We start from the raw sequence: 19,284 nt of genomic DNA, 5'->3' as shown, positions 1-19,284 counted from the left end.
TTGATCGCCAGTACAAATTGAGTGATAACGGCGACTTCCGAGTAGAAAGCCCCTTCACATCCGATCAATTAGGGGATAAAAAAAACGCCACGACCCAGCGTGGCGTTCCCCGAGTTATCCGTAATGGATGAACGCCCGGATTTATGAACGTTTCATCATATCGAAGAATTCATCGTTGGTTTTTGTCATCGCCAACTTGTTGATCAGGAATTCCATCGCGTCGATCTCACCCATTGGGTGGATGATCTTGCGTAGAATCCACATCTTCTGCAATTCTTCAGAGGTGGTAAGCAATTCTTCTTTACGCGTACCAGAGCGGTTGTAGTCAATCGCTGGGAAGACGCGTTTTTCTGCGATTTTACGCGCCAGGTGCAGTTCCATGTTACCTGTACCTTTAAACTCTTCGTAAATCACTTCGTCCATCTTGGAGCCGGTATCAACCAGCGCGGTGGCGATGATGGTCAGGCTACCACCCTCCTCAACGTTACGTGCCGCACCGAAGAAACGCTTCGGACGATGCAGGGCATTGGCATCCACACCACCAGTCAACACTTTGCCCGAGGCAGGAACAACGGTGTTGTAGGCACGCGCCAGACGGGTAATGGAGTCCAGCAGGATGATAACGTCTTTCTTATGCTCAACCAGACGCTTCGCTTTTTCGATCACCATTTCGGCAACCTGAACGTGACGAGAAGCCGGTTCGTCGAACGTTGACGCAACCACTTCGCCTTTCACCAGACGCTGCATCTCGGTAACTTCTTCCGGACGTTCGTCAATCAGCAGAACCATCAGTACGCAGTCAGGATGGTTGTAAGCAATGCTCTGCGCAATGTTCTGCAGCAGCATGGTTTTACCTGCTTTAGGCGGCGCAACGATCAGACCACGTTGACCACGGCCAATCGGCGAAGCCAGATCCAACACACGCGCCGTCAGATCTTCTGTCGACCCGTTACCGCGTTCCATACGCAGACGAGAGTTTGCATGCAGTGGCGTGAGGTTTTCGAACAGGATCTTGTTGCGGGAGTTTTCAGGTTTGTCGTAGTTGACTTCGTTAACTTTCAGCAGCGCAAAGTAGCGTTCACCTTCTTTCGGCGGACGAATCTTGCCAGAAATGGTGTCACCAGTGCGGAGGTTAAAACGGCGGATTTGGCTGGGAGAAACGTAGATATCATCGGGGCCTGCGAGGTAGGAGCTGTCTGCTGAGCGGAGGAAGCCGAAGCCATCCTGCAATATCTCCAGCACACCATCGCCGAAAATATCCTCGCCGCTTTTGGCATGCTGTTTCAGAATAGCGAAGATAATATCCTGTTTACGCATGCGAGCCTGGTTTTCCAGACCCATATTTTCGCCAAGAGCAATTAACTCAGAAACTGGCGTATTCTTTAATTCGGTAAGATTCATAGTGGTGGGTTCTTTAACTCGGGGTAAATCTCGAACTATTAACGTGAATGGTATGGCAGGATCATCCGTGCCTCTATAACAGCCTTCAACCACCGGATTCCTGTCTGGTTTCACACCTGAAGCGCATTACATCCGCGCAAAACAACATCCGCATAAACGATATCCGCATAAATCAACGGCAGGAGATCGAAGACACATAAAACCAAGTATTATAAAACTAGTAGACTGCCCAAATCGAACCACGATCGCGTTGTAAAAATTACTTTATAAAACAACGAGTTTTTCGATTTCGACACAGAATAATGCTTTAGACTCTAACTTTCAGGCTTAAGCCTAAGGGCTTAAACATAGGCAAGTACGATATGCAGTGATGAAGAATCTAACACGCTTCCCGACGAGCGGCAAGCAGTCAATATGAGAATTGCATATTGCCCGATTGCGCCCGCCGACAATACCCTTTTGAAGGGTATCAAGCTAATTACAGATTCGCCGTCAGGAACTCTTTCAGTTGCCCTTTGGACAGTGCGCCGACTTTTGTCGCAGCGACTTCGCCGTTTTTAAACAGCAACAGAGTAGGAATGCCACGGATACCATATTTCGGCGCAGTTGCCGGGTTTTCATCAATGTTCAGTTTGGTAACCGTCAGTTTGCCTTCAAACTCTTCGGCGATTTCATCCAGAATAGGAGCGATCATTTTGCAAGGACCGCACCACTCAGCCCAGAAATCAACCAGGATAGCGCCCTCAGCTTGCAGTACTTTCGTGCCGAAACTGTCATCAGTCAGGTGAATTATTTTATCGCTCATATTTTACTCCGCAGGATTATTTCTACCTTGTTGGTGTAGCATTGACCAACAACGGCTTGACTTTATTTCACCGGATACGCTTTCGTAAAGCAATAGTTAGCTGATATTCTACCACACTATGAGCAAAACACACTTAACTGAACAGAAGTTTTCCGACTTCGCCCTGCACCCGCAGGTTATTGAAGCTCTTGAAAGCAAAGGGTTTCATAACTGTACGCCTATTCAGGCGTTAGCTCTGCCATTGGCTCTGTCAGGGCGTGATGTTGCAGGTCAGGCGCAAACCGGTACCGGCAAGACGCTGGCTTTTCTCGCGTCTACTTTCCATTATTTGCTTTCACACCCTGCAAACGCAGAGCGTCAAACCAATCAACCCCGTGCCTTAATTATGGCACCAACGCGTGAACTGGCCGTCCAGATTCACTCTGACGCAGAAGCGCTGTCTCACCTTACCGGGTTAAAACTGGGTTTAGCCTACGGTGGAGACGGCTACGACAAGCAGCTTAAGGTGCTGGAAAACGGCGTTGATATTCTGATCGGCACCACCGGTCGCCTAATTGATTACGCCAAACAAAACCATATCAATCTGGGCGCGATTCAGGTCGTCGTGCTGGACGAAGCGGACCGTATGTACGATCTCGGCTTCATCAAAGATATTCGCTGGTTGTTCCGCCGTATGCCGCCAGCAGCACAGCGTCTGAACATGCTCTTTTCCGCAACGCTCTCCTACCGGGTGCGTGAACTTGCGTTTGAACAGATGAATAACGCAGAGTACGTGGAAGTTGAACCGGAACAGAAAACCGGCCATCGCATTAAAGAAGAACTGTTTTATCCATCCAACGAAGAAAAAATGCGCTTGCTCCAGACACTGCTGGAAGAAGAGTGGCCGGATCGCTGCATCATTTTCGCGAATACCAAACATCGTTGCGAAGACATCTGGGGTCACCTGGCTGCTGACGGCCATCGCGTTGGGCTGCTGACGGGCGACGTCGCACAGAAAAAACGTCTGCGTATTCTGGAAGAATTTACCCAAGGTAATCTGGATATTCTGGTCGCAACGGACGTTGCAGCACGCGGTTTACATATTCCTTCTGTGACCCACGTTTTCAACTACGACCTGCCGGATGACTGCGAAGACTACGTTCACCGTATTGGCCGTACTGGCCGTGCGGGACAAAGCGGATTTTCTATCAGCCTGGCCTGCGAAGAGTACGCGCTGAACCTCCCGGCTATCGAGACCTATATTGGCCACAGCATCCCGGTCAGCAAATACAACAGCGATGCACTGATGAATGATTTACCCGCGCCGAAGCGTTTAACGCGCCCACCGCGCTCCAATAATGGCCCGCGCCGACACAACAATGCGCCGCGCCGCAGTGGAGCGCCCCGTAATAACCGTAAACGAGCGGATTAACCGTCGATGCTGAGCTCTTCTTCACTTTACGCTGCCATCGATCTCGGCTCGAACAGCTTCCATATGCTGGTCGCCCGGGAAACCGCAGGCAGCATTCAGACGCTGGCGAAAATAAAGCGTAAAGTCCGCCTTGCGGCAGGGCTGGATAAACAGAATCGGCTCTCGCAGGACGCAATGCAGCGCGGCTGGCAGTGTCTACAACTGTTCTCTGAACGGTTGCAGGACATCCCGCAGGATCAGGTGCGCGTCGTCGCGACCGCCACCCTGCGGCTGGCAACGAATGCTGACGAGTTTCTGCAACGGGCTCAGGAAATTCTGGGTTTACCGATTCAGGTTATCAGCGGTGAAGAAGAAGCACGCCTGATTTATCAAGGCGTAGCACATACGACGGGCGGCCCGGATGCGCGTCTGGTCGTGGATATCGGCGGTGGCAGCACCGAGCTGGCAACAGGGGTTGGCGCAAAAACGACCCAGTTGATCAGCCTCCCGATGGGATGCGTAACGTGGCTGGATCGCTATTTCAGCGATCGCAATCTGGAAGCCGGTAATTTTGAACGTGCTGAACAGGCGGCACGTGAAATGCTGCGTCCCGTTGCCGCTTCTCTGCGCGAGCAGGGTTGGCAAATCTGCGTCGGTGCCTCCGGCACAGTACAAGCGCTACAGGAAATCATGGTCGCGCAGGGAATGGATGAGTACATTACCCTGCCGAAGCTCAGACAGCTTAAAGAACATGCGATTCAGTGCGATAAGCTGGAAGAGTTGGAAATTGAAGGCCTGACGCTGGAACGCGCGCTGGTTTTTCCCAGCGGATTAGCCATCCTGTTGGCGATCTTCCAGGAACTCGACATCAAAACGATGACGCTGGCAGGCGGAGCGCTGCGTGAAGGTCTGGTCTATGGCATGTTGCATCTGCCTGTCGATCAGGATATTCGCCATCGCACGCTGGAAACGCTGCAACGTCGCTATCTTCTGGATGTCGAACAGGCGAAACGCGTTAGTACGCTGGCGGACAATTTTCTGCAACAGGTTGCCCGTGACTGGCAGTTAGATAACCGATGTCGCGAGTTACTGCGCAGTGCCTGTCTGGTGCACGAAATCGGTTTGAGCATCGATTTTCGCCAGTCTCCCCAGCATGCAGCCTATTTGATTCGCCATAGCGATCTCCCCGGCTTTACGCCAGCCCAGAAGAAGCTGTTAGCCACACTCCTGCAAAACCAGATTAACCCTGTCGATTTAATGCCGCTGAGTCAGCAGAACGCGCTGCCGGTCAACCAGGCACAGCGCCTGTGTCGCCTGTTGCGTCTGGCGATTATTTTTGCCAGCCGCCGCCGCGATGACACGCTGCCAGCCGTACGATTGCGCGTAGAAGGCGAAACGCTGCGTTTGATTCTGCCTGCTGGCTGGCTGGCGCAGCATCCATTACGGGCAGAAATGCTGGAACAGGAAAGCCGCTGGCAGAGCTACGTACACTGGCCGCTGATGCTGGAAGAAACTCCAGCTTAACGGGGAGAAAATTACTCCCCTTCCCCTTTTGCCTTCGCCAACATCGCCCGGATGTTGGCAACGTTCGCCTGACCTTTCTGCATCCGCTCTTGTGCACTAACCACTTTCCGTTCCGTTTCCCACACCACATCATCCTGCGGCAATTCAAGCAGGAAACGGCTCGGCTCAGGGCGAACTAATTCACCATACTGGCGGCGCTCTTTGCAAAGCGTGAAGATGAGTTCACGCTGTGCACGCGTAATCCCCACATATGCCAGACGACGCTCTTCATCAACGTTGTCCTCATCAATACTGCTTTGGTGCGGCAGTAGTCCCTCTTCCATTCCGACCAAAAAGACGTACGGAAATTCCAGACCTTTGGACGCATGCAGTGTCATCAACTGTACCTGATCCAGTTCCTCTTCACTTTCACCACGCTCCATCATGTCTCGCAGCGTGAAGCGCGTCACCACCTGCGTCAGCGTCATCGGCTCATCCAGTTCAGACCCTTCCAGCATTTCCGTCATCCAGCTGAATAGCTGATTGACGTTCTTCATCCGCATTTCCGCCGCTTTTGGGCTAGGTGAGGTTTCATACAGCCAGCTTTCGTAGTCCAATCCATGAATCAGGTCGCGCACGGCGGCTACCGGTTCACGCTCTGCCAAACGGGCGATTTCCGCCATCCACTGCGTAAACCGTTGCAAGGATTCCAGCCCACGACCAGTCAGCGACTGGCTCAGCCCCAGATCAAAACTCGCGCTAAACAGGCCTTTATTGCGTTGCCCCGCCCACTCACCCAGCTTCTTCATCGTCGCCGGGCCAATTTCACGTTTGGGCGTATTCACGATGCGTAAGAATGCGCTGTCATCATCCGGATTGGTCAGAACGCGCAGATAAGCCAGCAAGTCTTTAATTTCAGGACGGGAGAAAAAGGACGTGCCGCCGGAAATGCGATACGGAATACGGTTCTGCATCAGCATCTTTTCAAACAGGCGCGACTGGTGGTTACCACGATACAGAATTGCATAGTCGCCATACTGGGTCTTTTTAATAAAGTGATGGGCGATTAGCTCACCAACGACCCGTTCCGCCTCATGATCTTCGTTGTTGGCGGTAATCACTTTAAGCTCATCACCGTAACCCAGTTCCGAGAACAACCGTTTTTCAAAGACGTGCGGGTTATTGGCGATGAGAATATTGGCCGCTTTCAGAATACGTCCGGATGAGCGGTAGTTTTGTTCCAGTTTGATCACGTCAAGCGTGGGGAAATCCTGCTGCAGCAGCACCAGATTCTGTGGACGTGCCCCGCGCCAGGAGTAAATAGACTGATCGTCATCGCCAACGACGGTGAAACGCGCACGGGTGCCGACCAGCAGCTTAACCAGCTCATACTGGCTGGTGTTGGTGTCCTGATATTCATCCACCAGCAGGTAGCGTAAGCGGTTCTGCCAACGTTCGCGTACCTCAGCATTCTGCTTCAGAAGTAGCGTAGGCAGCAAAATCAGATCGTCGAAGTCCAGTACGTTACAGGCACGCAGATGTTCGTGATAGAGCGAGTAGCAATGCACAAATAGCTTGTCGCGTTCAGAACGCGCCGTCGCTGCCGCACCGGCAGGATCGATCAGATCGTTTTTCCAGTTTGAGATCGTCGAGATCAGCTGTTGCAGCAGAACCTTATCATTTTCCAGCCACTGCTCCGTCAGCTCTTTCAGCAGCGCCATCTGATCCTGATCGTCGAACAGGGAGAAATTGGATTTCATCCCCAATGCGGCGTATTCACGCTTGATGATCTCCAACCCCAGCGTATGGAAAGTCGCAATCATCAGCCCGCGTGTTTCTTTGCGCCCCAGCGTTTGCGCCACGCGCTCCTTCATCTCACGCGCCGCTTTGTTGGTAAACGTCACAGCAGCAATATGCCGCGCCTGATAACCACACTGACGGATAAGGTGCGCAATTTTATTGGTGATAACGCGGGTCTTGCCTGAACCTGCACCCGCCAGTACCAGACAAGGTCCGGTGACGAATTCGACGGCGTGCTGTTGGCTGGGGTTTAAGCGCATAACGATGTTGCTCACTCATAAAACGGAAGGCGATTGTAGCAGAAAGCCGTATCGATCTTGACCGGGGATTTGTTATTAAGGAAAGCACGTCGCAGTCCACATCTTGCGTTGCAAATGTTACATTGCGCACCGGAATCTCTTTTGCAAAAAAGGTAACAACATGGCAAATACCGCAGCAGCTTTGCACATTCTGGTAGACACTGAACAGCAGGCTAACGATATCCTTGCTCAACTGGAAAAAGGCGCTGACTTCCAGAAACTGGCGCAAAAACACTCGACCTGCCCGTCAAAACGCAACGGTGGCGATTTAGGTGAATTTCGTAAAGGTGACATGGTGCCAGCGTTCGATAAGGCCGTGTTTTCCTGCGAATTGCTGAAGCCGTTTGGTCCGGTGAAAACCCAGTTTGGATACCATGTGATCAAGGTGCTATACCGCAACTAAGTCGTTACGCTGATGCCCCGAACATAAAAAGCGCGCCGACCTTCTGGTTTGGCGCGCTTTTTTCTATTGAATACCTTAGCCTATTGTCATCAGACTCGCATTCCCCCCCGCTGCCGCGGTATTAATACTCAGAGAACGTTCATTCAGCAGACGTTCAAGCTGAACGTGGGTATCCCCCTGCGCGTAGCCCAACGGCAGGATAATCGGACCGTCTCGTTCGGCAAGCGTTTTACTCAACAGCCGTAACCGATCGGCATCTCCGTGATAAATGACGCCATGAAAAGACACATCGTCCCGCTGCCAGTCAGGCGTGAACTGAATATGCGGCTGCACTTCTGCGGGTAATCGGTCATAGAGCGTTTTCTCCTGTTCACCTTCCGGCCACAGCAGTTGCCCACCGATTGCCAGCACCGCCGCCGTCTGAATCAAGCGATCTTCCTCGTTATCCGCCAGACACAAAATCCGTTCACGCGGCAACAACGTATAGCTATTGCTTTCTCCTGTCGGACCCGGCAGCGGTCGCGTTATCCCGCTGACGCTATCTTCTCTGTAACGCTGGCACAGCGTCGCCAAACCGTGACGTTCCCCGGCAATCGCCCATGTTTCCAGCGCCTGAAGCCCCGCCAGCTGCGACGTTCGGGTAGAAATATCGGGAGACGGCTCACGATCCTGCCGCGCAAATCCTGCCGCGAGCGCATCGTCCGGCCGATGAGCCAGCAAACGGTACAGATAAAGCGGCCCACCTGCCTTTGGTCCGGTTCCCGATAAGCCTTCACCGCCAAACGGCTGAACCCCGACAACGGCACCAACCATATTACGGTTCACATATTGGTTGCCCACCCTTGCCTTGCCTGTCACACGCTGGATGGTTTCATCAATGCGGGTATGCACGCCCAGCGTCAGGCCGAATCCTGCCGTGTTGATTTGCTCAATCACGGTATCCAACTGCTGGCTTTGATAGCGAACAACGTGTAAAACTGGACCAAAAACTTCTTTTTTCAGCTCGCCTATATTGCCCAGTTCGATCAGCGTCGGCTTCACAAACGTCCCGTGCCGCCATGTCTCTTCATCCTGTGGATACGCGGCCTGAAACACGGTATGGCCTTGCGCCCGCATCGTCTGAATATGCAGTTCCACATTCTCTTTCGCCTCCGCATCAATCAGCGGGCCGATATCGGTTGATAAGCGTTCAGGATTCCCCATTCGACACTCCGCCATCGCGCCCCGCAGCATAGTCAGAGTGCGATCCGCAATATCGTCTTGCAGACACAAAAGACGCAACGCTGAGCAACGCTGTCCGGCGCTATCGAACGCAGAAGCGATAACGTCATTCACCACCTGTTCCGTCAGTGCAGAGGAATCGACAATCATCGCATTCAGGCCGCCGGTCTCGGCAATCAACGGTGTCAAACGCCCCTGTGGATCGAGCCTGCCAGCGATGCTGCGTTGCAGCGTTTTGGCAACGGCCGTCGATCCGGTAAAGACCACGCCGCGTACCCGTTCATCGCCGACCAACGCTGCGCCAATCGTTTCTCCCTGACCAGGCAATAGTTGCAGCACGCCCTGAGGGACACCCGCCTCATGTAAAATACGTACTGCCTGTGCCGCAATCAGCGGCGTCTGTTCAGCCGGCTTCGCTAATACGCTATTTCCCACCGCCAGTGCAGCAGAGATTTGTCCGGTGAAGATCGCCAGCGGGAAATTCCACGGGCTGATGCAAACCACCGGCCCCAGCGGACGATGGGTATCATTAGTGAACGTATCCCGTACCTGCCCCGCGTAATAGCGCAAGAAGTCCACCGCTTCGCGCACTTCCGCAATCGCGTTACTGAAGGATTTCCCCGCTTCCCGCACCAGCAAGCCCAGCAGGCTCTGTAACTGACTTTCCATCAGCGAGGCGGCCTGATTCAGTATCGCAGCACGCTCCGCAGGTGGCGTCGAAAACCAGATGGTGCCAGCATGTACCGCTGTTTCTATCGCCAGTTCAACATCCGCCACGGAGGCATCGCGAACATAGCCCACCACATCGTGCACATCGGCAGGATTCACCACGGGCTTTTCTTCACTCGCCACGCTTTCTCCCTCAAGCATCGGTGCGGCATACCACGGCAGAAGCGCGTGACTCAGCAACGTGCTGGAGAGCGAAGCCAGCCGGTGCTCGTTCGAGAGATCCAACCCGCTCGAATTCTGCCGCTCTCGACCATATAGCTGACGCGGCAGGGGAATGCGGGGATGCGGTGCGCCCATACTCCATTCCACTTTTGCCAGCGCTTCTACACCACGAATCGGATCGGCGATCAGCGTTTCCAGCGGCATTGAGGTATCCGCAATGCGGTTAACAAATGAAGTATTCGCACCGTTTTCCAACAAGCGTCGCACCAGATAAGCCAGCAGCGTTTCATGGGTGCCAACCGGGGCATAAATACGGCACGGTCGGTTCAATTTACCGTCCGCAACCGTGCCAACCACCTGATCATAGAGCGGTTCCCCCATGCCGTGCAGGCACTGAAACTCATACTGACCGGGATAGTAATTGTTGCCCGCCATGTGGTAGATCGCGCTTAGCGTCTGCGCATTGTGCGTGGCGAACTGCGGATAAATCAGATTCGGTACGGCCAGCAACTTACGGGCGCACGCCAGATAAGACACATCGGTATAGACCTTACGCGTGTAGACCGGGTAGCCTTCCAGCCCGTCAACCTGTGCCCGTTTAATTTCGCTATCCCAGTACGCACCTTTCACCAGACGAATCATCAGCCGCCGACGGCTGCGCTGTGCCAATTCAATCAGCGCATCGATCACATACGGGCAGCGTTTCTGATACGCCTGAATGACAAACCCGATGCCATTCCATCCCGCCAGTTGCGGTTCCATGCAGAGTTTTTCCAGCAGATCGAGTGAGATCTCCAGTCGATCGGCTTCCTCCGCATCAATATTGATGCCGATATCGTACTGGCGCGCCAGCAGCGTTAGCGTCAACAAACGCGGGTAGAGTTCTTCCATCACGCGGTCGTACTGCGTCCGGCTATAACGTGGATGCAGCGCCGATAGCTTGATGGAGATGCCCGGCCCTTCGTAAATCCCGCGCCCGTTCGAGGCTTTGCCGATAGCATGAATCGCCTGCTGATAGGCCGCCAGATACGCGGCAGCATCATGCTCCGTCAGCGCCGCTTCACCTAACATATCGTAAGAGTAGCGGAAGCCTTTTTCCTCTCGCTCACGGGCATTCGCCAGTGCTTCACCGATGGTTTCGCCAGTAACAAACTGCTCTCCCATCAGCCGCATGGCCATATCCACGCCTTTGCGGATGAGCGGCTCGCCGCTTTTCCCGATCATGCGGTTCAGAGAATTCGACAGGTGCGCCTCGTTGTGTGTCGCCACCAGCTTTCCGGTAAACAATAGCCCCCAGGTTGCGGCATTCACAAAAAGCGACGGGCTGTGACCAAGATGCGCCTGCCAGTTTCCTCGGCTGATTTTGTCGCGGATCAGCGCATCGCGCGTAGATTTATCAGGAATACGTAGCAGCGCTTCAGCTAAACACATCAGCGCCACCCCTTCCTGAGAAGAAAGTGAGAATTCCTGTAGCAGTCCTTGCACGATGCCTGCACGCCCGCTCCCGGCTTTCTGGCTACGTAATTTCTCTGCCAGTCGATAAGCCAGTTGCTGCGTTAATGCCGACATTTCATCGGTAAGTCTTGCCTGTTCAAGCAAGATAGGCACCAGTTCATTTTCGGGTCGGCGATAAACAGAAGTGATGGCTGCGCGGATAACTGACTGGGGAAGAACCTGCTCAGCGAAATCAAGGAAGGGTTGGTGGGTTTCTTCTTCCCGAGATTGCGGCATAATCTCTTCCGCTTCAATGTGGCTGACGTTCGCCCATTGCGGTGTTTCAGGAGTGTCGAGGCCACTTTCGAGGCGTTCGAGGTAATGGAAAATAGCCTGCTTGATCAGCCAGTGCGGTGTACGATCAATTCGCTGTGCTGCAGCCTTGATGCGTTCGCGCGTTTCCTCATCGAGTTTTACACCCATCGTGGTAGAGCCCATAGCGTCCACTCCTGTCATTAGAAGATGCACATCGGGAAAACGTCAATATCGACCATGTTGCAACTTTGTGCAACCTTGTTAACAAATGGAGCGGTTGCAACCCCTTATCACCTTCAGACCTCGTTCCGGCCTGAGTGATGACAATAAAACACAGCGTCGCCGCGACAGCGGCACGAAAAATAATGTGGAGAGTTGAATGACAATAAGCACACCTATGTTGGTGACGTTTCTGGTGTATATTTTCGGGATGGTTCTCATCGGCCTGTTTGCCTATCGCGCAACGAATAACTTTGGCGATTACATTCTGGGCGGACGTCGGATGGGCAGTGTGGTGACCGCATTGTCGGCAGGCGCTTCCGATATGAGCGGCTGGCTGCTCATGGGGTTACCGGGTGCCATTTTCATTTCCGGGATCTCGGAAAGCTGGATCGCGATCGGCCTGACGTTAGGCGCCTACCTGAACTGGAAATGGGTCGCCGGACGCCTGCGCGTACACACTGAGGTCAACCACAACGCGCTTACCCTTCCTGACTATTTCACCCACCGCTTTGAAGATAACAGCAAATTACTGCGTGTGATTTCCGCGTTAGTGATCCTGATTTTCTTCACCATTTATTGCGCATCCGGCGTGGTTGCAGGGGCTCGTCTGTTTGAAAGCACCTTTGGCATGAGCTACGGCACGGCCTTATGGGCAGGGGCTGCGGCCACTATCGCCTATACCTTTATTGGCGGCTTTCTGGCCGTGAGCTGGACGGACACCGTTCAGGCCAGCCTGATGATTTTCGCGCTGATCCTGACGCCGGTGATGGTCATTTTATCGCTGGGAGGAATAGACACCTCACTCATGGTAATTGAAGCGAAAAACCCGGCCAATCTGGATATGTTCAAAGGGCTGAATTTTGTCGCCATCATCTCACTGATGGGTTGGGGTCTGGGCTATTTTGGCCAACCGCACATTCTGGCGCGTTTTATGGCCGCCGATTCACACCACACGATCCACAGTGCACGCCGTATCAGTATGACCTGGATGGTTCTTTGTCTGGCCGGTGCTGTGACGGTGGGCTTCTTCGGCATCGCCTACTTCCATAACAACCCGGATCAGGCTGGTAACGTGGCGCAAAACAGCGAACGCGTCTTTATCGAGCTGTCCATGCTGCTGTTCAATCCGTGGATTGCTGGCGTGCTGCTGTCTGCAATTCTGGCCGCCGTGATGAGTACGCTGAGCTGCCAGTTGCTGGTGTGTTCCAGCGCCATCACTGAGGATCTATACAAGCCATTCCTGCGCAAGAATGCTAGCCAGAAAGAGCTGGTGTGGGTAGGGCGCTCAATGGTGCTGCTCGTCGCTATCATCGCTATCGCGCTGTCGCTTAATCCTGAAAACCGCGTACTGGGTCTGGTGAGCTATGCCTGGGCTGGTTTCGGCGCCGCATTCGGTCCGGTGATTTTGATTTCTCTGCTGTGGCCGCGCATGACGCGCAACGGTGCACTGCTCGGTATGATCGTGGGCGCAGCAACCGTGCTGATCTGGAAACAGTACGCCTGGCTGGGTCTGTATGAAATTATCCCTGGTTTCATCTTCAACAGCCTGACCATTTTTATTGTCAGCCTGCTGGGTAAAGCGCCATCAAAAGCGATTACCGACCGCTTCAATCAGGCGGAAGCGGAATACCAATCCGTTTAATCATCACGCCCGTGGCATCGTTCGCTGTGCCACGGGCTTATCTTTATCCGAAAGTGGCTCTGACTGCATCGACAAAGGTTTTAATTTTAACCGCCGACCGCCGTCCCATCGGCACCATAACATGAACCGGGCGAGCAGGGCCGTCATAGTCAGATAGCACCTGAACCAGTCGTCCGCGGTCAATTTCCTTACGTAGCACGGCCTCCGGCCCAAGCGTAATACCATATCCCTCTATCGCTGCATGTAGCAACGCGTTCCAGTCATTAGCAAAAAGCCTACCCTGTGGCCTGACTTCTTCGGACTTACCCTCTTTCTGGAATACCCATCGGCAAGACGTCGCGGCGGTGCGTACGCCATAAATCAGGCACGCGTGACGTGCGAGGCTTGCTGGCGTCTCCGGCACGCCTTCACGCGCCAGATAGTCAGGCGATGCACAGGCAATCAACGAGTAAGGCTGAAGCGGCCAGGCCACCATCGAACTATCCGCCAATTCACCGATACGAATAATGACTTCAAACCCCTCTTCTATCGGGTCGACCATACGATCATTCAGCGTCAGCGCAATTTGCGTGTCAGGATAGCGGGCGAGATAGTGCGTGATAAACGGCGCGAGTAGATGCGATCCCCAGGTAACCGGCGCGTTAACCTGGATAATTCCTGAAGGTGTCACCTGCATCTCACGGGCGACTGCGTCAGCATCCTCTGCCTCGGCAAGAACAACCTTGCAGCGCTCATAATAACGCAAACCAATATCCGTCAGGCTTTGCCTCCGCGTCGTACGATTCAGCAACCGAACGCCAAGCCTCGCTTCAAGCCACGCCACCTGCTTCGCCACCATCTGTGAAGATATGCCTAACGCTTCTGCGGCGGCGGCAAAAGACCCTAACTCCGATGCTTTGACAAAGACACTCATACTGGTCAGCCGGTCCATTATTCGCTCATATTTGTTGTTTGTTTGCTTTTAAAATCACAATTTATCTTCAAATTGTAGGCAATTAAGATGCTTCTCTCAAAAGCATTAAGGAGAAGAAGATGAATATCGGCATTATTGGTGCAGGCTTTGTTGGGCGGGCGATAGCTAAATTAGCGCTCCAGAACGGTCATCAGGTCATGCTCAGTAACTCACGCGACCCCCAATCACTTTTCAGCCTCCGCCCGATGATCGGCTGCGACATCGGAACCGCCACTCAGGCCTCGCTATTTGGTGACATTGTGGTTATCGCCGTTCCCTTTACCGCCATCGATAAACTCCCTGAACAGGCTTTACGGGGAAAATCCGTCATCGATACCGTCAATTACTATACCGAGCGAGATGGTAAGGTCACCGCACTTGATACGCGCAGCACCACGACCAGCGAGCTACTGGCGCGTTATTTACCAGACGCCAGGATCACCAAAGCGTTCAATGCCATCCCTATGACGCAGCTTGAAAGCGATGGGCTCCCGACCGGCTCAGCCAATCGCCGCGCGCTACCGCTTGCAGGTGATGATGAGCAGGAAAAAGCTATTGTGGCTGAACTCTATGATGCATTCGGATTTGATGTGGTCGATGCGGGAGAATTGTCTGAAGGATGGCGCTTTGAAAGAGGTATGCCGTCTTACTGTATTCGTATGACAAAAGCAGAATTAACCACTGCGCTGACGCTTGCCTCACGTAACATACCGACGATACACGACGTAAATAACGCAGGCTAAGGGATAACTACGGATAAAAAATGCTGCTCCCTGAGGAGCAGCATAGCAATCATCGTGTTTCAGTAAACGTAGAACGTCACATTAACCCGCAACGGCGATACGCTTCATGTCTTTCATGTAACCGCGCAGCGTTTGTCCTACGGTTTCGATTGGGTGGTTACGGATAGCTTCGTTAACATCACGCAGCTGCGCGTTGTCCACTTCGGTACCCGCTACCGCTTTGCCCAGATCGCCCGGCTGCAGAGATGCCATGAACGCATCTTTCAGCAATGGAACGGCGGCGTTAGCGAACAGGTAGTTACCGTATTCTGCGGTATCAGAGATAACCACGTTCATTTCATACAGACGCTTACGCGCGATGGTGTTGGCGATCAGCGGTAGCTCATGCAGTGACTCGTAGTAAGCGGATTCTTCGATGATGCCAGAGCTCACCATGGTTTCAAACGCCAGCTCAACGCCCGCTTTCACCATCGCAACCATCAGCACGCCGTTATCAAAGTATTCCTGCTCAGCGATTTTACCGTCGAACTGCGGTGCGTTTTCGAATGCCGTTTTACCGGTCTCTTCACGCCAGGTCAGCAGTTTCACGTCATCGTTCGCCCAGTCAGCCATCATGCCGCTGGAGAATTCGCCGGAGATGATGTCATCCATGTGTTTCTGGAACAGCGGCGCCATGATGCCTTTCAACTGCTCAGACAGCGCATAAGCACGCAGTTTTGCCGGATTGGACAGGCGATCCATCATCAGCGTAATGCCGCCCTGCTTCAGCGCTTCGGTGATGGTTTCCCAGCCGAACTGAATCAGTTTTTCTGCATACGCAGGATCGGTGCCTTCAGCAACCAGTTTGTCGAAGCTCAGCAGAGAACCTGCCTGCAACATACCGCACAGAATAGTCTGCTCACCCATCAGGTCAGATTTCACTTCCGCAACGAATGAAGATTGCAGAACGCCAGCACGGTGACCACCGGTTGCCGCAGCCCAGGCTTTAGCAATTGCCATGCCTTCGCCCTTCGGATCGTTTTCCGGGTGAACCGCGATCAGCGTTGGTACGCCGAAACCACGTTTGTATTCTTCACGTACTTCCGTACCTGGGCACTTCGGCGCCACCATCACGACGGTGATGTCTTTACGGATTTGCTCGCCCACTTCAACGATGTTGAAGCCGTGGGAGTAGCCCAGCGCTGCGCCTTGTTTCATCAGCGGTTGTACCGCCTGAACAACAGCGGAGTGCTGTTTGTCTGGCGTCAGGTTAACCACCAAATCAGCCTGCGGGATCAGATCTTCGTAGGTGCCGACGGTGAAGCCGTTTTCGGTCGCCTTGCGCCATGATGCACGTTTTTCTGCAATCGCTTCAGCACGCAGGGCATAAGCGATATCCAGACCAGAATCGCGCATGTTCAGACCCTGGTTCAGGCCCTGAGCACCACAGCCGACGATCACCACTTTTTTCCCTTTCAGGTAGCTCGCCTCATCGGCAAATTCATCACGCCCCATAAAGCGGCACTTGCCCAATTGATCCAGCTGCTGACGCAGGTTTAATGTGTTGAAATAGTTAGCCATGTCGTGCTCCGTATACGGTTTTGTTTGTCTATTATTCGAGAAAGGATTCCCGCCAGATGGGAATTCACTATGACCCCATCATATGACAGGAATTGCGTTGCTTAAATTGATATATTAGCAACGTCATATTGCACTATTTGCAATATAAAAAACGGCTGCAAGATAAAAAACGGGGCCTGCGTCGCATGGATTTACGTGATCTCAAATTATTCCTACATCTGGCGGAAAGTCGACACTTTGGCCGTACAGCCAAGGCGATGCACATCAGCCCGTCCACGCTGTCACGGCAAATTCAGCGGATGGAAGAGGATTTAGGGCAGACGCTGTTTCTGCGTGATAACCGCACCGTGCAGCTCACCGATGCTGGCGAGCACCTGAAACTATTTGCCCAGCAAACGCTGCTGCAATACCAGCAGCTACGCCACACGATAGACCAGCATGGGCCGTCATTAAGCGGCGATCTGCGGATTTTTTGTTCCGTTACCGCCGCCTACAGCCACCTGCCGCCGATTCTGGATCGTTTCCGGGCGCTGCACCCGCTGGTAGAAATTAAACTGACGACCGGCGACGCCGCCGATGCCGTTGAGAAAATTCAGTCGAATGATGGGGATTTAGGGATTGCGGGACGCCCGGAAGCGCTGCCTATCAGCGTTGACTTCATGCCACTCGACAAACTGCCTCTGGCGTTGATCATCCCGGCGCTTCCCTGCCCCGTGCAATCGCTGGTACGCCAAACCGATCCGGACTGGTCACAGATTCCCTTCATTCTGCCGGAACACGGCCCGGTGCGTAAGCGCATCGATCAATGGTTCCGCCGCAATCACATCGCCAATCCGCAGATTTACGCCACCATCTCCGGGCATGAAGCGATGGTATCGATGGTCGCGCTAGGCTGTGGTATCGCGCTGATTCCCAACGTCGTGCTGGAAAACAGCCCGGAACCCGTACGCAACCGCGTTTCCGTCTTCGTCGAACAGGTAATGGAACCACTTGAACTCGGCGTTTGCGTACAGAAAAAACGGCTTAGCGAACCGCTGATTGCCGCCTTTTGGGACATATTACAGGACACACAATGAAGATCGCCTTCACGACCATTATCGCCGCCGGCATGACGCTGGCCGCCTTCAACTACAATGCGCAAGCCGCCAGTTTCCCCTGCGACAAGGCCACTTCGGAGCAAGAGAAACTGATTTGTGCCAGCCCGCTGCTCGGACAGCTGGATGAAGAACTGGCGCAGGCCTGGAAGACATCTCGCGCGTTCCTGACCGCGTACAGCAACAGCGCACTGTGGGAAAAAACGCTCAATCAGTTTCAGCGCAGCTGGCTAACCACGCGCGATCAATGCAAAGACGAAGACTGCCTGCGTCAGCGCTATCAGCAGCAGTTAAATCGGCTACGCTACCTGAATGACATCGCACAGCACGCGCTGCCTTCGCCGATTACCCCCGTGAAAAGCACGTCCTGTTTCCACGGCTCATTCAGCTATGAGTATGTGATGTCAGGGCTTTCCGCCGAGGAATATCGCGATCTGGGGGAGTATTTTCGGGAAATGTACGATCAGAAAGCGCCCTACCACGCCGTCAGCCTGACCATGACCAACCAACGTGGCAAGATTGAAGGCGGCGCGTCCATTGCGTTCCGTTACGGCAACAAGCTGGATGATTCCGACTTCACCGCCCGTCAGATGAGCGATGTACAAGCCATCGGCAAAGGCGAAAGCAGCTTCGGCCAGCAGGTGAAAATCCTGCTCACCTGCATTGACGATGATCATCTGCAAATCGCCACCTTCGGCAGCAATCAGGAAGAAGGTTACCTGTTTAACACGTTGCTGGAGCGCGATAAAACCCCGCCGGAGCAGCAGAAAACGCCATAGCGCTGGCTATCCCTGGCGCTAGCGTTCGAACCACTTCTCCGCCGAAAAGGCCCGCGTATCGGACTCCGTTTCCTGCGCGGCTTTCTTCATGGTTTCGATATTCATCAGGTAATGGTAGAGCGGTTCAAGCTGGGTAAAACCCTGTGACAGACGCGTCACCAAATCGCCAGAAAACAGCGCTTCCATATCCTGCCGGGTACATATCGCGGCAAACGATTTACGGTTATACCAGTAGGCCAGTTCCGGCTCCTGATCTTTAATCAGCTGGCGTTTGTAGCTGTCCCCCTCCAGGGTGAAGGTATCTCCCAGACAGCTTGCTACTTCAAGAAACTGTGACGGATTACCCCGCAGCGTCTGACGGAACAAATCCATCGTATTGCGCGTCGCACTGTAATAGCCCAGCCCGTAGCGCCAGGTATCCGGCGTGATTTCAAAGAAATACACCGGTGCATCCGTCCAGTCTTTGCGTGTCCGCTTGAATGTGAGCCACATATGGCTGCGGTAGCGTGATTTATCGTGAGAAAAACGCGTATCGCGATGAATACGGGAGAGAGTCTTACCGATAGCGGGACGCGTTTCAAAATGGTCGTCAATCTGCAACATGGTCAGACTGAGCTCATCCACCAGCGTACGGAACGGCGCAACCAGTTGCTCATCGTAAACCGCACGATGCTCGTCAAACCACGCTTTATCGTTGTACTGACGCACCTGCTGAAGAAACGTTAAACCCGCTTGAGAAAAACCTGTGAACTGCGTTGCCATAAAGAAATGCCATCCCTGTTGCTGTCAGATGACATAAAGATAACGCCGCCGACGGTGAAACACCATCG

14 protein-coding genes are annotated in these 19,284 nt (G+C 53.5%); 7 read left to right on the top strand and 7 right to left on the bottom strand.

Features of this window, described 5'->3' with window-relative positions; all coding sequences use genetic code 11:
* Positions 1-141 precede the first annotated feature (141 nt).
* A complete protein-coding gene (gene rho, locus I2D83_RS01205; protein WP_180743812.1) occupies positions 142-1,401 on the bottom strand; it encodes a transcription termination factor Rho in 1,260 nt (419 codons plus the stop codon).
* 478 nt (positions 1,402-1,879) lie between these two features.
* Positions 1,880-2,206 carry a thioredoxin TrxA gene (gene trxA, locus I2D83_RS01200; RefSeq protein WP_010283883.1) on the bottom strand — a complete coding sequence of 109 codons (327 nt, stop codon included), beginning with the start codon at positions 2,204-2,206 and terminating at the stop codon, positions 1,880-1,882.
* 118 nt (positions 2,207-2,324) lie between these two features.
* Between trxA and rhlB the strand changes: the two genes are divergently transcribed.
* Both rhlB and ppx read left to right on the top strand, forming a co-directional pair.
* Entirely contained in the window at positions 2,325-3,617 is a 1,293-nt protein-coding gene (gene rhlB, locus I2D83_RS01195; RefSeq protein WP_015842107.1) for an ATP-dependent RNA helicase RhlB, read from the top strand.
* Between the two features lie 6 nt (positions 3,618-3,623).
* The gene (gene ppx / locus I2D83_RS01190; RefSeq protein WP_180779381.1) at positions 3,624-5,120 is read left to right on the top strand and encodes an exopolyphosphatase; all 1,497 of its coding nucleotides are present in this window, start codon (positions 3,624-3,626) and stop codon (positions 5,118-5,120) included.
* 11 nt (positions 5,121-5,131) lie between these two features.
* Here the strand turns inward: ppx and rep are convergent, their stop codons facing one another.
* A complete protein-coding gene (rep, locus tag I2D83_RS01185) occupies positions 5,132-7,159 on the bottom strand; it encodes a DNA helicase Rep (protein ID WP_181830517.1) in 2,028 nt (675 codons plus the stop codon).
* 160 nt (positions 7,160-7,319) lie between these two features.
* Here rep and ppiC point away from each other — a divergent pair, with 160 nt between their 5' ends.
* The gene (ppiC, locus tag I2D83_RS01180) at positions 7,320-7,601 is read left to right on the top strand and encodes a peptidylprolyl isomerase PpiC (protein ID WP_015842110.1); all 282 of its coding nucleotides are present in this window, start codon (positions 7,320-7,322) and stop codon (positions 7,599-7,601) included.
* Between the two features lie 75 nt (positions 7,602-7,676).
* Here ppiC and putA read toward each other — a convergent pair whose 3' ends face one another.
* Positions 7,677-11,645 carry a trifunctional transcriptional regulator/proline dehydrogenase/L-glutamate gamma-semialdehyde dehydrogenase gene (gene putA / locus I2D83_RS01175; protein WP_205947398.1) on the bottom strand — a complete coding sequence of 1,323 codons (3,969 nt, stop codon included), beginning with the start codon at positions 11,643-11,645 and terminating at the stop codon, positions 7,677-7,679.
* A gap of 196 nt (positions 11,646-11,841) precedes the next feature.
* Here putA and putP point away from each other — a divergent pair, with 196 nt between their 5' ends.
* Positions 11,842-13,326, top strand: a complete 1,485-nt coding sequence (putP, locus tag I2D83_RS01170; RefSeq protein ID WP_180779384.1) for a sodium/proline symporter PutP — start codon at positions 11,842-11,844, stop codon at positions 13,324-13,326.
* A 43-nt stretch (positions 13,327-13,369) separates the two neighbouring features.
* Here putP and I2D83_RS01165 read toward each other — a convergent pair whose 3' ends face one another.
* Positions 13,370-14,257, bottom strand: coding sequence for a LysR family transcriptional regulator (locus I2D83_RS01165; protein WP_205947397.1), 888 nt, complete (start codon positions 14,255-14,257; stop codon positions 13,370-13,372).
* A gap of 101 nt (positions 14,258-14,358) precedes the next feature.
* Between I2D83_RS01165 and I2D83_RS01160 the strand changes: the two genes are divergently transcribed.
* On the top strand, positions 14,359-15,021 hold the full coding sequence (locus tag I2D83_RS01160) for an NADPH-dependent F420 reductase (protein ID WP_205947396.1): 663 nt from the start codon (positions 14,359-14,361) through the stop codon (positions 15,019-15,021).
* An 81-nt stretch (positions 15,022-15,102) separates the two neighbouring features.
* Here I2D83_RS01160 and ilvC read toward each other — a convergent pair whose 3' ends face one another.
* Positions 15,103-16,581, bottom strand: coding sequence for a ketol-acid reductoisomerase (ilvC, locus tag I2D83_RS01155; protein WP_015842115.1), 1,479 nt, complete (start codon positions 16,579-16,581; stop codon positions 15,103-15,105).
* 185 nt (positions 16,582-16,766) lie between these two features.
* On the opposite strand from ilvC, the gene ilvY reads away from it, so the two are divergent.
* Together ilvY and I2D83_RS01145 are read left to right on the top strand one after the other, a co-directional pair.
* Positions 16,767-17,657 (top strand): HTH-type transcriptional activator IlvY, encoded by an 891-nt coding sequence (ilvY, locus tag I2D83_RS01150; protein WP_205947395.1) that lies wholly within the window; start codon positions 16,767-16,769, stop codon positions 17,655-17,657.
* Positions 17,654-18,454 (top strand): lysozyme inhibitor LprI family protein, encoded by an 801-nt coding sequence (locus tag I2D83_RS01145; RefSeq protein ID WP_205947394.1) that lies wholly within the window; start codon positions 17,654-17,656, stop codon positions 18,452-18,454. Before ilvY ends, I2D83_RS01145 begins: the two co-directional genes overlap by 4 nt.
* A gap of 18 nt (positions 18,455-18,472) precedes the next feature.
* Here the strand turns inward: I2D83_RS01145 and I2D83_RS01140 are convergent, their stop codons facing one another.
* On the bottom strand, positions 18,473-19,216 hold the full coding sequence (locus tag I2D83_RS01140; protein ID WP_205947393.1) for a DUF2461 domain-containing protein: 744 nt from the start codon (positions 19,214-19,216) through the stop codon (positions 18,473-18,475).
* Between the last annotated feature and the right edge of the window lie 68 nt (positions 19,217-19,284).

Source organism: Pectobacterium aroidearum, assembly GCF_015689195.1.
In the GTDB taxonomy this organism is placed as follows: Bacteria; Pseudomonadota; Gammaproteobacteria; order Enterobacterales; family Enterobacteriaceae; genus Pectobacterium; species Pectobacterium aroidearum.
The sequence above is the reverse complement of the archived record's forward strand: the minus strand, read 5'-3'. Positions and strand labels throughout refer to the sequence as shown.

Excerpts from the sequence above, each read along its gene's own strand:
- rho (WP_180743812.1), bottom strand. The coding sequence starts at position 1,401 with ATGAATCTTACCGAATTAAAGAATACGCCAGTTTCTGAGTTAATTGCT.
- trxA (WP_010283883.1), bottom strand. The coding sequence starts at position 2,206 with ATGAGCGATAAAATAATTCACCTGACTGATGACAGTTTCGGCACGAAA.
- rhlB (WP_015842107.1), top strand. The coding sequence starts at position 2,325 with ATGAGCAAAACACACTTAACTGAACAGAAGTTTTCCGACTTCGCCCTG.
- ppx (WP_180779381.1), top strand. The coding sequence starts at position 3,624 with ATGCTGAGCTCTTCTTCACTTTACGCTGCCATCGATCTCGGCTCGAAC.
- rep (WP_181830517.1), bottom strand. The coding sequence starts at position 7,159 with ATGCGCTTAAACCCCAGCCAACAGCACGCCGTCGAATTCGTCACCGGA.
- ppiC (WP_015842110.1), top strand. The coding sequence starts at position 7,320 with ATGGCAAATACCGCAGCAGCTTTGCACATTCTGGTAGACACTGAACAG.
- putA (WP_205947398.1), bottom strand. The coding sequence starts at position 11,645 with ATGGGCTCTACCACGATGGGTGTAAAACTCGATGAGGAAACGCGCGAA.
- putP (WP_180779384.1), top strand. The coding sequence starts at position 11,842 with ATGACAATAAGCACACCTATGTTGGTGACGTTTCTGGTGTATATTTTC.
- I2D83_RS01165 (WP_205947397.1), bottom strand. The coding sequence starts at position 14,257 with ATGGACCGGCTGACCAGTATGAGTGTCTTTGTCAAAGCATCGGAGTTA.
- I2D83_RS01160 (WP_205947396.1), top strand. The coding sequence starts at position 14,359 with ATGAATATCGGCATTATTGGTGCAGGCTTTGTTGGGCGGGCGATAGCT.
- ilvC (WP_015842115.1), bottom strand. The coding sequence starts at position 16,581 with ATGGCTAACTATTTCAACACATTAAACCTGCGTCAGCAGCTGGATCAA.
- ilvY (WP_205947395.1), top strand. The coding sequence starts at position 16,767 with ATGGATTTACGTGATCTCAAATTATTCCTACATCTGGCGGAAAGTCGA.
- I2D83_RS01145 (WP_205947394.1), top strand. The coding sequence starts at position 17,654 with ATGAAGATCGCCTTCACGACCATTATCGCCGCCGGCATGACGCTGGCC.
- I2D83_RS01140 (WP_205947393.1), bottom strand. The coding sequence starts at position 19,216 with ATGGCAACGCAGTTCACAGGTTTTTCTCAAGCGGGTTTAACGTTTCTT.